This window comes from Bisbaumannia salifodinae, assembly GCF_055388505.1.
Genome location: NZ_AP043781.1, coordinates 2,818,758 through 2,831,679, shown reverse-complemented (window position 1 = coordinate 2,831,679; position 12,922 = coordinate 2,818,758). Strand labels below are relative to the sequence as shown.

General features: G+C 67.4%; 15 protein-coding genes. 12 read left to right on the top strand and 3 right to left on the bottom strand.

Annotation, left to right across the window (positions count from 1 at the left end; translation table 11 throughout):
• Window positions 1–14 precede the first annotated feature (14 nt).
• Window positions 15–953, bottom strand: coding sequence for a calcium/sodium antiporter (locus tag ACZ5EF_RS13330; RefSeq protein WP_346063424.1), 939 nt, complete (start codon window positions 951–953; stop codon window positions 15–17).
• Between the two features lie 138 nt (window positions 954–1,091).
• Between ACZ5EF_RS13330 and ACZ5EF_RS13325 the strand changes: the two genes are divergently transcribed.
• The 9 genes from ACZ5EF_RS13325 to hisD all read left to right on the top strand — a co-directional run bounded on the left by ACZ5EF_RS13325 (window position 1,092) and on the right by hisD (window position 8,068).
• The gene (locus ACZ5EF_RS13325; protein WP_346063425.1) at window positions 1,092–1,904 is read left to right on the top strand and encodes an ABC transporter ATP-binding protein; all 813 of its coding nucleotides are present in this window, start codon (window positions 1,092–1,094) and stop codon (window positions 1,902–1,904) included.
• On the top strand, window positions 1,901–2,683 hold the full coding sequence (gene mlaE / locus ACZ5EF_RS13320; protein WP_346063426.1) for a lipid asymmetry maintenance ABC transporter permease subunit MlaE: 783 nt from the start codon (window positions 1,901–1,903) through the stop codon (window positions 2,681–2,683). Before ACZ5EF_RS13325 ends, mlaE begins: the two co-directional genes overlap by 4 nt.
• Window positions 2,684–2,771: 88 nt before the next feature.
• Window positions 2,772–3,236 carry an outer membrane lipid asymmetry maintenance protein MlaD gene (mlaD, locus tag ACZ5EF_RS13315; protein ID WP_346063427.1) on the top strand — a complete coding sequence of 155 codons (465 nt, stop codon included), beginning with the start codon at window positions 2,772–2,774 and terminating at the stop codon, window positions 3,234–3,236.
• 28 nt (window positions 3,237–3,264) lie between these two features.
• The gene (locus ACZ5EF_RS13310; protein ID WP_346063428.1) at window positions 3,265–3,915 is read left to right on the top strand and encodes an MlaC/ttg2D family ABC transporter substrate-binding protein; all 651 of its coding nucleotides are present in this window, start codon (window positions 3,265–3,267) and stop codon (window positions 3,913–3,915) included.
• The gene (locus ACZ5EF_RS13305; RefSeq protein WP_346063429.1) at window positions 3,912–4,250 is read left to right on the top strand and encodes an STAS domain-containing protein; all 339 of its coding nucleotides are present in this window, start codon (window positions 3,912–3,914) and stop codon (window positions 4,248–4,250) included. The genes ACZ5EF_RS13310 and ACZ5EF_RS13305 overlap by 4 nt, the downstream gene beginning before the upstream one ends.
• A 153-nt stretch (window positions 4,251–4,403) precedes the next feature.
• Window positions 4,404–4,658 carry a BolA family protein gene (locus ACZ5EF_RS13300; RefSeq protein WP_346063430.1) on the top strand — a complete coding sequence of 85 codons (255 nt, stop codon included), beginning with the start codon at window positions 4,404–4,406 and terminating at the stop codon, window positions 4,656–4,658.
• 8 nt (window positions 4,659–4,666) lie between these two features.
• Complete coding sequence (gene murA / locus ACZ5EF_RS13295; RefSeq protein ID WP_346063431.1) at window positions 4,667–5,929, top strand: UDP-N-acetylglucosamine 1-carboxyvinyltransferase; 1,263 nt, start codon at window positions 4,667–4,669, stop codon at window positions 5,927–5,929.
• Between the two features lie 41 nt (window positions 5,930–5,970).
• Window positions 5,971–6,624 (top strand): ATP phosphoribosyltransferase, encoded by a 654-nt coding sequence (gene hisG / locus ACZ5EF_RS13290; RefSeq protein ID WP_346063432.1) that lies wholly within the window; start codon window positions 5,971–5,973, stop codon window positions 6,622–6,624.
• Window positions 6,625–6,760: 136 nt separating this feature from the next.
• A complete protein-coding gene (hisD, locus tag ACZ5EF_RS13285; RefSeq protein ID WP_346063433.1) occupies window positions 6,761–8,068 on the top strand; it encodes a histidinol dehydrogenase in 1,308 nt (435 codons plus the stop codon).
• Between the two features lie 158 nt (window positions 8,069–8,226).
• Here hisD and ACZ5EF_RS13280 read toward each other — a convergent pair whose 3' ends face one another.
• On the bottom strand, window positions 8,227–9,450 hold the full coding sequence (locus ACZ5EF_RS13280; protein WP_346063434.1) for a Do family serine endopeptidase: 1,224 nt from the start codon (window positions 9,448–9,450) through the stop codon (window positions 8,227–8,229).
• An 88-nt stretch (window positions 9,451–9,538) separates the two neighbouring features.
• Between ACZ5EF_RS13280 and ACZ5EF_RS13275 the strand changes: the two genes are divergently transcribed.
• Window positions 9,539–10,297 (top strand): Nif3-like dinuclear metal center hexameric protein, encoded by a 759-nt coding sequence (locus ACZ5EF_RS13275; RefSeq protein WP_346063435.1) that lies wholly within the window; start codon window positions 9,539–9,541, stop codon window positions 10,295–10,297.
• Between the two features lie 203 nt (window positions 10,298–10,500).
• On the opposite strand, the gene ACZ5EF_RS13270 is transcribed toward ACZ5EF_RS13275, so the two are convergent.
• Window positions 10,501–10,968 carry a Z-ring associated ZapG family protein gene (locus ACZ5EF_RS13270; protein ID WP_346063436.1) on the bottom strand — a complete coding sequence of 156 codons (468 nt, stop codon included), beginning with the start codon at window positions 10,966–10,968 and terminating at the stop codon, window positions 10,501–10,503.
• Between the two features lie 191 nt (window positions 10,969–11,159).
• Here ACZ5EF_RS13270 and zapE point away from each other — a divergent pair, with 191 nt between their 5' ends.
• Both zapE and rplM read left to right on the top strand, forming a co-directional pair.
• Entirely contained in the window at window positions 11,160–12,317 is a 1,158-nt protein-coding gene (zapE, locus tag ACZ5EF_RS13265; RefSeq protein ID WP_346063437.1) for a cell division protein ZapE, read from the top strand.
• 175 nt (window positions 12,318–12,492) lie between these two features.
• Window positions 12,493–12,921 carry a 50S ribosomal protein L13 gene (rplM, locus tag ACZ5EF_RS13260; RefSeq protein WP_195860972.1) on the top strand — a complete coding sequence of 143 codons (429 nt, stop codon included), beginning with the start codon at window positions 12,493–12,495 and terminating at the stop codon, window positions 12,919–12,921.
• The last annotated feature ends 1 nt before the right edge of the window (window position 12,922 follow it).

Genomic DNA, 12,922 nt, shown 5'->3' with positions numbered 1-12,922 from the left:
TTGCGGGTCTGAGCTCAAGTGAGGTCGAGGGCCAATAGGCCGAGGTAGCCGGCATAGGCGATCAGCATCAGGGCGCCGGGCAGGCGCCCCAACCGGCCATGGCGCTGCCATAGCAGCCAGGCGCCGAGCACCAGGGTCAGGGTCAGCATCACCGGGAAGTCACGGCTACCGGCGGCGCCATCCACGGCTCCCGGGGCCAATAAGCCGGGAATCGGCAGCACCGCCAGCATATTGAAGAGATTGGAGCCGATGACGTTGCCGATGGCCAGGTCGTGATGACGGCGCAGGGCGCTCATGATGCAGGCGGCCAGCTCCGGCAGGCTGGTGCCGATGGCCACCAGGGTCAGGCCGATCACCAGTTCGCTGACCCCGAAGCCGGCGGCGATCTGGCTGGCGCCCCACACCAGCAGGCGCGAGCTCACCACCATCAGCACCAGGGTCACCAGCAACCAGGCCAGGGCCGGCGGCAGGCGCATGGCCGGGATCTCCCCCTCGAAGGCCTCGTCGGGGGTGTCGGCGCGGAATAGCCACCACAGGCTGAAGCCCAGCAGGGCCAGCAGGAAGAGCGCATCGAAGCGGCCAAGGATGCCGTTCGCCAGGGCATAGCCGGCCAGGCCGGTGGCGCCCAGCAGCAGCGGCAACTCGCGGCGGACCAGGGAGAAGCGCACCGGGATGGGAGCCACCAGGGCGGTGGCGCCCAGCACCAGGGCGATATTGGCGATATTCGAGCCCAGGGCGTTGCCGGTGGCCAGGTCGGGGAGCCCATCCAGGGCGGCCATGATCGCGACCAGCATCTCTGGCGCCGAGGTGCCGAGGGCGACGATGGTCATGCCCACCAGCAGCCGGCTCATGCCCGCCCGATAAGCCGTGGCGGCGGCGGCCCCGACGAAGCGGTCGGCGCTCCACAGCAGGCCGGCGAATCCGAGCAGCACGGCGAGCAGGGCGATCAACATCGAAGCATATCCTTGGCGGGCGGGGCGCCCATTAAACGCGTGGGCGACCATCGAATCAAGGGAGGCGACGCCGAGGGTAGTCGGAATGGGCCCGGTTAGGATACGATGTTCGATAATTATCCAAGGAAACCCGGAGCGATGACGGATACCCCTCTGGTGGAGGTGGACGATCTCCACTTCTCCCGCGGTGACAAGGAGATCTTCCGCGGGGTCTCGATGCGTATTCCCCGTGGCAAGATCACCGCCATCATGGGGCCCAGCGGCACCGGCAAGACCACCCTGCTCAAGCTGATCGGCGCCCAGTTGGTGCCCGATGCGGGGCGGGTGTGCATCGCCGGTCAGGACGTCCATGCGCTCTCCCGCAAGGCGCTGTTCCGGCTGCGCCGGCGCATGGGCATGCTGTTCCAGAGCGGGGCCCTGTTCTCCGACCTGGATGTCTTCGAGAACGTGGCCTTCCCGCTGCGGGTGCATACCGACCTGCCGGAGCCGATGATTCGCGACCTGGTGCTGATGAAGCTCCAGGCGGTGGGGTTGCGCGGGGCGCGCCATCTGACGCCGGCGGAGCTCTCCGGGGGCATGGCGCGTCGCGTGGCCCTGGCCCGGGCCATCGCCCTGGACCCGGAGCTGATCCTCTATGACGAGCCCTTCGTGGGCCAGGACCCCATCTCCATGGGCGTGCTGGTGCAGCTGATCAAGCGCCTCAACGAGGCCCTGGGGCTGACCGCCGTGGTGGTCTCCCACGATATCAAGGAGACCCTCTCCATCGCCGACTATGTCTATGTGATCGCCGACGGCCAGGTGATGGCCGAGGGCACGCCGGCCAGCCTCGACGTGGAGCAGGACCCCCGGGTCAGCCAGTTCGTGCATGGCGAACCGGACGGCCCGGTGCCCTTCCACTACCCGGCGGTGGATTTCTACGGGGATATCCTCGATACAGGGGCGCAGCGATGATTCCTCGCGTTATCGCCCTTGGGCGCCGGGGCTGCGACCTGCTCGAGGCCCTGGGGCGTTCCGGCCTCTTCCTGGCCCAGTCGGCCCTGGGGCGCCCCTCCCGGGAGGGCGTCTATCTCTGGTTGCGGCAGATGCATTTCGTCGGGGTGCTGTCGCTGGCCATCGTGCTGGTCTCCGGGCTCTTTATCGGCATGGTGCTGGCCCTGCAAGGCTACACCATCCTGATCGATTTCGGTGCCGAGCAGGCGCTCGGCCAGATGGTGGCCCTGTCGCTGCTGCGGGAGCTGGCGCCGGTGGTGGCGGCGCTGCTGTTCGCCGGGCGCGCCGGCTCGGCGCTGACCGCCGAGATCGGCCTGATGAAGGCCACCGAGCAGCTCACCAGCATGGAGATGATCGGCGTCGATCCCCTGCGGCGGGTGGTGGCGCCACGCCTCTGGGCCGGCTTCGTGTCGCTGCCGCTGCTCACCGTGGGCTTCAGCGTGGTGGGGATCTACGGGGGCTTCCTGGTGGGGGTCGAGTGGCTGGGGCTCTTCGAGGGCTCCTACTGGAGCAATATGCAGGCCAGCGTCGATTTTATCGCCGACGTGGGGAACGGCATGCTCAAGAGCCTGGTGTTCGCCGTGGTGGTGACCTGGATCGCGGTCTTCCAGGGCTATGACCTGATCCCCACCTCGGAGGGGATCTCCCGGGCCACCACCCGCACCGTGGTCTACTCCTCCCTGGCGGTGCTGGGGCTCGACTTCGTGCTGACCGCGGTGATGTTCGGCGGCCTGTCATGAGGCGTGTGAATCAATGGAGCGAGTCGATGCCGGACGGCGAGGGAAAGACGATGCAGGGTAGTCGGGTGATGGTTGGCGGAGAGCGCGCATGAAACGTAGCAAGACGATGGAGCTGGGGGTCGGGCTGTTTATGCTGGCCGGTATCCTGGGGCTGGTGTTCCTGGGCCTGAGGGTCAGCGGGCTGAGTCTGTCGACGCCGGCGGATACCTTCACGCTGCAGGCCAACTTCGCCAATGTCGGCGGCCTCAAGCCCCGTGCCCGGGTGACCATGGCTGGGGTCAATGTGGGGCGGGTGAGTGCCATCGAGCTGGATACCGACTGGTACGATGCCCGGGTCACCCTGGAGCTGGATGCCGAGCTGGAGGAGCGCCTGTCCCGGGATACCACCGCGGCGATCCTCACCGCCGGCCTGCTCGGCGAGCAGTATGTCGGCCTCTCGCCGGGGGGCGATCCCGAGACCCTGGGCGATGGCGATACCCTTACCGATACCCAGTCGGCCCTGGTGCTGGAAGAGCTGATCCAGCAGTTCGTGTCGAATATGGTCAGTGACTGAGTCACCCCAGAGAAAAAAGGATGGCCCCATGAATACCCTTACCCCGACCCTGCTGCGTCCCTGGCTGGTGCTGCTGTGCCTGATGCTGGCGCTGCCGGCCCTGGCCCAGTCCAGCGATTCCCCCGAGCGACTGATCCGCGACAGCATCGATGAGCTGATGGGTCAGATCGAGGGACGGCGCGACTACTTCGCCGACAACCTCGACGAGCTGGAGTCCCTGGTGGACGAGAGCCTCGAGGAGATCGCCGACTTCCGTTATATCGGCGCCAGCGTGATGGGGCGTTACTTCCAGAATGCCACCCCCCAGCAGCGGGCGCGCTTCGCCACCACCTTCCGCCAGACCCTGATCGACACCTACGTCAAGGGCCTGGTGACCTTCGATTATCGCGAGCTGCGGGTGCTGGACAACCAGCGTCCCTCCCGCCAGCCGGACCAGGCCAGCGTCGAGATGGAAGTGGTGGCCGGCGACGGTCAGGTCTATCCGGTCAGCTACTCCCTGCGCCTGAGCGATGGCCAGTGGAAGGTGGTCAATGTGATCGTCAACGGCATCAACCTGGGCCTGACCTTCCGCAATCAGTTCGATCAGGCGATGCGCGACCAGGGACGCGACTACGACGCCGTGATCGATACCTGGGCACCGGAGGTGGGCGCCGAGGCTCTGGAAGAGGGCGGTGCATGACGCTGCTGCTCGAGGCCCAGGGGGTGCGCCTCTCGGTCGAGGGGAATCGTCTGCGGGTGGACGGGGACGTGGATTTCGAGGTCGCCGCTTCCCTGGCCGCCGCCGGTAGCGACTGGCTCGCCGACCTGCCCCCCGGCAGCCGGGTGGTGATCGATCTCGGCGGCGTCGACCGGGTCAGCAGCGCGGCCCTGAGCATGCTGCTGCAGTGGCTGCGCGACAGCCGCGGCGTCGGCGCCGAGGTGACCGAGGTGGCGCTCTCGGCCCCCCTGGCCCGGCTGACCCGTTTGGCGGACCTCGATGCCCTGCTGCCCGGCGTGGGGGCCGCGACCTCCTGAGCGGCGCCTGTCGCGCCCCGGAGACGGCGCGCCGGCCGGTTGTCGCCGCGCGCCGCCATCGCCATCGGCGGCGCTTTTGATTACCATGGGCCTCCACGATTCCCGCTGCGCCCGCCGAGGGCGCCTGCTACCCACTCAAGGAGGCTTACGCCCATGCAACCCAGTGATGTCAAGGCGCGGCTCGAGGCCCAGATCGAGGGCTGTGACTTCCATATCCAGGGCGAAGGCTGCAACTTCCAGGTGATCGCCGTAGGGGACGTCTTCGAGGGGCTCTCGCCGGTGAAGCGTCAGCAGCTGATCTATGGTGCCCTCGCCGAGGAGATCGCCAGTGGCGCCCTGCACGCCGTGAGCATCAAGACCTATACCCCGGCCCAGTGGCAAGGGGCCCCGGAAAACACCGGAGCCTGAGCCGCCGCATGGACAAGTTGATCATTACCGGCAATGGCGCCCTGGACGGCGAAGTCTGGGCCAGCGGCGCCAAGAACTCGGCCCTGCCGATCCTCTGTGCGACCCTGCTCTCCGAGGGGCCCGTGACCATCGGTAACCTGCCTCATCTGCAGGACATCACCACCACCCTGGAGCTGCTCGGGCGCATGGGTGTCGAGCCGGTGATGGGCGAGAAGATGACCATCCAGCTCGATGGTGCCCAGGTACGGGATTGCCATGCCCCCTACGAGCTGGTCAAGAAGATGCGTGCCTCCATCCTGGTGCTGGGGCCGCTGCTCGCCCACTTCGGCCATGCCGACGTCTCCCTGCCGGGGGGCTGCGCCATCGGCTCGCGGCCGGTGGACCTGCATATCCGTGGCCTGGAGGCCATGGGGGCGGACATTCGCGTCGAGGGCGGCTATATCCGCGCCCGGGTCGAGGGTCGTCTCAAGGGGGCGACCATCTTCTTCGATACCGTCACCGTGACCGGCACCGAGAACCTGCTGATGGCCGCCACCCTGGCGGAAGGCACCACGGTGCTGGAGAACGCCGCCCGGGAACCCGAGGTGGTGGATCTGGCCGAGTGCCTGATCGGCATGGGCGCGAAGATCTCCGGCCAGGGCAGCGACACCATCACCATCGAGGGGGTGGAGCGGTTGCATGGCTGCTATCACGACGTGATGCCGGATCGTATCGAAACCGGCACCTTCCTGGTAGCCGCCGCCATGACCCGCGGGCGGGTCAAGGTGCGTCGCACCCGGGCCGATGTGCTGGAGGCGGTGCTGGCCAAGCTGGAGGAGGCCGGTGCCAAGGTCACTACCGGCGAGGACTGGATCGAGGCGGACATGCAGGGGCGTCGTCCCCGGGCGGTGAATCTGCGTACCGCGCCTTACCCGGCCTTTCCCACCGATATGCAGGCCCAGTTCGTGGCCATGAATGCGCTGGCCGAGGGCACCGGACGCGTGGTGGAGACCATCTTCGAGAATCGTTTCATGCACGTCCAGGAGCTCAACCGCATGGGCGCCAATATTGCCCTGGAGGGCAATACCGCCGTGGTCACCGGCGTCGAGCGACTCTCCGGTGCACCGGTGATGGCCACCGACCTACGCGCTTCCGCCTCCCTGGTGGTGGCGGCGATGATGGCGGAGGGCGAGACCCTGGTGGACCGCATCTATCATATCGATCGGGGCTATGAGTGCATCGAGGAGAAGCTGCAGCTGCTCGGTGCCAAGATCCGCCGTGTACCGGGCTAGGCGCCTGGCGGCCCTGATTCCATGGACCTGTGAAGCCTCTTATGTCTAAACAACTGATCCTGGCCCTCTCCAAGGGCCGCATCCTCGACGAGACCCTGCCGTTGCTGGCCGATGCCGGCATCGAGCCCGCCGAGGACCTGGGCAAGAGCCGCAAGCTGCTCTTCGATACCAACCTGCCCGATGTGAAGCTGGTGGTGATTCGCGCCACCGACGTGCCCACCTATGTGCAGTTGGGTGCCGCCGATCTCGGCGTGGCCGGCAAGGATGTGCTGCTGGAGCACGGTGTCGAGGGCCTCTACGAGCCCCTCGACCTGGAGATCGCCAAGTGCAAGCTGATGACCGCCGGGGTCAAGGGCGCCGAGCCGAGCCACGCCCGGCGCCGGGTGGCCACCAAGTTCGTCAAGGTGGCGCGACGCTACTACGCCGAGCAGGGCATCCAGGCCGAGGTGATCAAGCTCTACGGGGCCATGGAGCTGGCGCCGCTGATGAACCTGGCCGACGAGATCGTCGATATCGTCGATACCGGCAATACCCTGCGTGCCAATGGCATGGAGCCCCGCGAGCTGATCGCCGAGATCAGCACCCGGCTGGTGGTCAACAAGGCCGCCATGACCATGAAACACGAGCGCCTCAAGCCGTTGCTGGAACGCCTCGAGGCCGCCGTGGCGGCGCGTCGCCAGGTCGCCGAGGCCTGATCGCGCCAGCGCCCCTACGTCCAATGGGAATCGGTAGCTAACCGCGCTAGCCCTGCCCATGGGGCCTTCGGGATTGCCCGCCATCATCGATGGCGGCATGCTGGAGGCCCCGTGTCGACCCTGACAAGAGAGAACCATGACCGCACTCGATATCGCCCGACTCTCCACCCGTGACTCCGACTTCACCGCGCGCCTCGACGGCCTGCTGGCCTGGGAAGGCGTCTCCGATGCCGAGGTGCAGCATCGGGTCGAGGCGATCATTGCCGACGTGCGCGCCCGGGGCGATGCGGCCCTGGTGGAGCTCTCCAATCGCTTCGACCGCCTCTCGGTCAACGGCATGGACGAACTTACCCTGACGCCCGAACGGCTGCGTCAGGCCTTCGACGGCCTGCCGGAGGTCCAGCGCGAGGCCCTGCGCGTCGCCGCCGAGCGGGTGCGGGTCTACCACGAGCGCCAGAAGCCCGAGTCCTGGCAGTACACCGAGGCCGACGGCAGCGTGCTGGGCCAGCAGGTCACGCCCCTGGATCGTGCCGGCATCTATGTGCCCGGCGGCAAGGCGGCCTATCCCTCCTCGGTGCTGATGAATGCCATCCCCGCTCATGTGGCCGGGGTCAAGGAGATCATCATGGTGGTGCCGACCCCGGACGGGGTGCTCAACGAGCTGGTACTGGCCGCCGCTCACCTGGCCGGCGTCGATCGGGTCTTCACCCTCGGCGGTGCCCAGGCGGTGGCGGCCCTGGCCTACGGCACCGAGACGGTGCCGCGGGTCGACAAGATCGTCGGTCCCGGTAATATCTATGTGGCCACCGCCAAACGGGCGGTCTTCGGCCAGGTGGGGATCGACATGATCGCCGGCCCCTCGGAGATCCTGGTGCTCTCCGATGGCGGCACCGACCCGGAGTGGCTGGCCATGGACCTCTTCTCCCAGGCCGAGCACGACGAGGATGCCCAGTCGATCTTCGTCAGTTGGGACGCCGAGCACCTGGAGGCGGTGGCCGAGGCCATGGCACGGCTGCTGCCGAGCCTGGAGCGGGAGGCCATCGCCCGGGAGTCCCTGGCCCAGCGTGGTGCCCTGATCCATTGCCGGGACGAGACCGAGGCGGTGGAGCTGATCAATCGCATCGCCGCCGAGCACCTGGAGCTCTCGGTGGCCGACCCGGACGCCTGGCTGCCCCGGGTGCGCCATGCCGGGGCCATCTTCATGGGGCGTCATACCGCCGAGGCCCTGGGTGACTACTGCGCCGGCCCCAATCATGTGCTGCCCACCTCCGGTACCGCGCGTTTCTCCTCGCCGCTGGGGGTCTACGACTTCCAGAAGCGCTCCTCGATCATCCACTGTTCCGAGGTCGGGGCCTCCAGCCTGGGGCCCACCGCCTCGATCCTGGCCCGGGGCGAGTCCCTGACCGCGCATGCCCGTTCGGCGGAATATCGCATCAAGTCGTGAGTCGGTCGGGTGGGTATCGACGACGATGCCAACAACGACAAGGGCCCCGCCTAGGCGGGGCCCTTGTCGTTCAGGGAGAGGCGAATCAGCGCTGGCGCGGCTCCGGGGGCGGGTGCTCGCCGCTGTCGAGAGCCGGCTCCAGGCGCTGGTCGCGGGAGTTAGGGGCGTTGCTCTGGGCCATTAGGGGTGGACGGCGTCGGGCGCTCGCCCACCTCCAGCACCAGTTCCAGGGGCTGGCCGCCGCGAATCACCGTCAGCGGTAGCTCGGCGCCGGGGGCGATGGCGGCGATATCGCTCATCGCCACCCGGGCGTCGAGGATGGGGCGTCCGTCCACCTCCAGCAACACGTCGCCGGGGCGCAGGCCGGCGCGGTCCGCGGGGCCGTCGGCCATGACCCCGGCGATCACCACGCCGCGGGGCGTCTGCAGGCCGAAGGAGAGGGCCAGCTCCGGGGTCATCTCCTGGGCCTCGATGCCCAGCCAGCCGCGGATCACCCGGCCCTGAGTGACCAGCTCCTCGAGGATATTGCGGGCCAGGTTGGCGGGAATCGCGAAGCCGATGCCCTGGGAGCCGCCGGAGCGGGAGAAGATGGCGGTATTGATGCCCACCAGGGCGCCCTCCGGGTCGATCAGGGCGCCGCCGGAGTTGCCCGGGTTGATGGCCGCATCGGTCTGGATAAAGTCCTCATAGGCGTTGAGGCCCAGGTGGCTGCGACCGGTGGCGCTGATGATCCCCATGGTCACCGTCTGGCCGACCCCGAAGGGGTTGCCGATGGCCAGGGCCACGTCGCCCACCGCCACCCGGCTGGAGTCCGAGAGGGCGATCACCGGCAGCTCGTCCAGCTCGATGCGCAGTACCGCCAGGTCGCTCTCCGGGTCGGTGCCGATGACTTCGGCCAGGGTCTCACGACCATCCCGCAGGGCCACCTGGATCTGGTCGGCGCCGCCGATCACATGGTGGTTGGTCAGCACATAGCCGTCGCGGCTGACGATGACGCCGGAGCCCAGGCTGGAGAGCATGCGTTGCCGGCTGGGCAGGTCGTCGCCGTAGAACTGGCGGAAGAAGGGGTCGGACATCAGCGGGTGCTCGTCGCGCTCGACGATCCGCGACGAGTAGATATTGACCACCGCCGGGGCGGCGCGCTCCACCGCCTCGGCGTAGCTGACCGGCCCCTGGCCGCGGTTCAGGGGCGGGGCCTGCTCGATCTCCGGTGAGGGGCGGGAGGCGGGTCGGGCCTCCTCGCTGGCGACGGGGAGGGCGTCGGGTTCCGGGGTCGGCGCCGGGTCGCGCCCGCCCAGTTGAGGAAAGAGCAGTAGCAGGAGGGCGGCGATGACCAGGCCCGCCAGGGCCGGCCATAGCCAGGAGATCAGCTTGCGACCCATGCGGGGCTCCCGGTCTGGCGTGGCGGGGCCTCCGCCACAGTGGTTACAATGGCCGATAGTGTAACATCGCCCCAATCGAGGAGCAGGAATGATCAGACGCGACGAGCTGGTGGCGGCCTGCCAGGCCGAGCTTCGGGCCGAGGGCTTCAGGGACTATACCGTCAATGGCTTGCAGGTGGCGGGCCGGGAGCGGGTGACCCGGATAATGAGCGGAGTCACTGCTTGCCAGGCCCTGCTCGACGAGGCGGTGGCCTGGGACGCCGATCTGCTGCTGGTGCACCACGGCTACTTCTGGAAGAACGAACCGGTGCCGATCACCGGCATCAAGCAACGACGGCTCAAGACGTTGCTGGGTCACGATATCAGCCTGCTGGCCTATCACCTGCCGCTGGATGCCCATATCACCCTGGGCAACAACGCTCGGCTCGGCGAGCGCCTGGGGCTGCGTGCCAGCGGCTGCGCCGATGGCGAATTGGGGGAGGGGCTGGTATGGCTGGGCGAGCCCGATCTGTCCCTGGACGATACGGCCCTTGCCGCGCGGATCGCCGAGCGCCTGGGCCGCGAGCCGCTGCTGGTCTCGGGGCATGAGGGCCCTCTCGAGCGCATCGCCTGGTGCACCGGCGGCGCCCAGGACATGATCACCCTGGCCCACGAGGCCGGTGCCCAGGCCTTTATCTCCGGGGAGATCTCCGAGCGCACCACCCATCTGGCCCGGGAGCTGGGCATCAGCTACCTGGCGGCGGGTCACCATGCCACCGAGCGCTATGGGGTCCAGGCATTGGGCGACTGGCTGGCCGAGCGCTTCGCTATCGAGCATCGCTTCGTGGATATCGATAATCCTGCCTGAGAGGCACCCAGGGTAGGGCCCAAACGCATGGGGCCAGGCATATTGCCTGGCCCCATGCGTTTGGTGTGTGTTTATTGCGGCTGATTCAGTAGCGCGGCGGCTGGGCCGTGGCGGAGGCCGTTTCGGCTTCCTCGGGGCTGCGGCGCAGTCTGCCGGGAAACGCTCGGAAAGGGTGCCGAGGCACCCATGTCCGATGAGCGTATCTAGTAGCGCGGCGGCTGGGTCGTGGCGGAGGCCGTTTCGGCCTCTTCGGGGCTGCGGCGCAGCCCGAAATCCTCGGAAAGCGTGCCATGGGTGCCGTCGGCATAGTCCCGGGGCGGGGCGCTGCCCTCGGTCTCGCCTTCGGTGGCGAGCTCGGCGGCGTCGCTGGCATGCAGGCGACGCTTGAGATGATCGTCGTCGCAGAAGCGCTCAGCGCTCTGGGCCAACTGCTGCTGCAGCTCCTGGCTCTGGCGCTGAATGCCCTGCAGCAGGTCGGCGGCCCGGGAGAAGTGATCGTTCAGCGAGTCCTTGACCTGAGTCAGCTCCAGCTCGGTTTCAGCCAGGCGCTGGCGCACCTTCTGATTGCGGGCCACGTTGGCGTTGAGCAGATGGTAGCCGAGGGCGCCGATGCCGATGCCGGCAAGGCCGCTGGCGATGGCCAGGATCCAGTCGATATTGCTCTCGTACACGGTGTTCCCCTTGAAATTCTTTATCAGCCAGGCGGCTCCTGGCGGTTGGCATCTCGCCCACACCATTATACGAGGGACTCCGAGGGCCGGGTCAATGCGACCGCCGACGCATGGGAATCCGTCAGCGCCTGCGTATAATAGCGCCCCGAAGCCCCGAGTCCGAGGTAGCCAAGACGCTGATGTGCGCGACAATGACTTCCACTGCCCCCGCCGCCGCGGGCCCCATGGCCCGCTACCGTGCCGACCTGGAGCGCGACGGCTTCCAGTATGACGCCGCCCAGGAGCAGGCGGTGGCCCATCTGCAGCGACTCTACGACGACCTGGTTAAGCGGCCGGCGCCGGCCAAGGTGGGCGTGCCCGGCAAGGGCCTGAAGTCGCGGGTGGCCGGCCTGTTCGGCAAGAAGAAAGGCGGCGAGGCCCCCCGTCCCCCGGCGATCATGGGCCTCTACTTCTGGGGCGGCGTCGGTCGCGGCAAGACCTACCTGGTGGATACCTTCTATGAGTCGCTGCCCTTCCCGGAGAAGATGCGCACCCATTTCCACCGTTTCATGCAGCGGGTGCACAACGAGCTGGAGCACTACAAGGGCGAGAAGAATCCCCTGACCCTGATCGCCGCCAAGTTTGCCGCCGAGGCGCGGGTGATCTGCTTCGACGAGTTCTTCGTCAAGGACATCACCGATGCGATGATCCTCGCCAATCTGCTCGAGGCGCTCTTCGAGCGGGGGGTGGTGCTGGTCACTACCTCGAATATCGTGCCCTCGGAACTCTACAAGGATGGCCTGCAGCGGGCCCGCTTCCTGCCGGCCATCGACCTGCTGGAGCGCCACTGCGAGGTGGTCAACGTCGACTCGGGCATCGACTACCGGTTGCGGGCCCTGGAGCGGGCGGAGATCTTCCACTCGCCCCTGGATGCCGCCGCCGAGGCGGAGCTTTCCCGCAGCTTCCGCGAGATCGCCGGCCAGGAGGGGGAGGCCGAGGTGCCCATCGAGATCAATCGCCGGGTACTCAAGGCGCGCCGATGCCATGACGATGTGGTGTGGTTCGAGTTCCGCGAGCTCTGCGATGGGCCGCGCAGCCAGAACGACTATATTGAGTTGGCCCGGGAATATCATACGGTGCTGGTCTCCAGCGTGACCCAGATGGGGCGGGGCACCGACGACCAGGCGCGGCGCTTTATCAATATGGTCGACGAATTCTATGACCGCGGCGTCAAGCTGTTGATGTCGGCGGAGGTGCCGGCGGAGCGGCTCTATACCGAGGGCAGCCTCTCCTTCGAGTTCGATCGCACCCTGTCGCGGCTCCAGGAGATGCAGTCCCACGAGTATCTGGCGCTGCCCCATAAGCCCTGACCCGGCTGGCCTCCCGCTTGTGCGGGCGGGTGATTGCCCCGGTGGGGGCGGGTCGTGTAGAATGCGCCCTCGCTCGAACGTTGCCATGGCTTAGGCCCTGGCAACCAAGAAAAATAGGGATGGTCGCGTGGGCCCGGCCCGCAAGACCCAAATTTCGACTTTTGGTGATTCATCCATGAAGACGTTTACTGCTAAGCCGCAGTCCGTCCAGCGCGACTGGTATGTCGTCGACGCCGCGGACAAGACGCTCGGTCGTCTGGCGACCGAAATCGCTCGCCGCCTGCGTGGCAAGCACAAGCCCGAGTACACCCCCCACGTCGACACCGGCGATTATATCGTCGTGATCAACGCCGAGAAGGTGAAGGTGACCGGCAACAAGGCCCAGGACAAGACCTACTACCGTCACACCGGTTACCCGGGTGGTCTGCGCTCCATGAGCTTCGAGAAGCTGATCGATCACGCTCCCGAGCGCATCATCGAGAAGGCCGTCAAGGGTATGCTGCCCAAGGGTCCGCTGGGTCGCGCCATGTACACCAAGCTCAAGGTCTATGCCGGTGCCGAGCATCCGCATGCCGCTCAGCAGCCGCAAGAACTGAACATCTGAG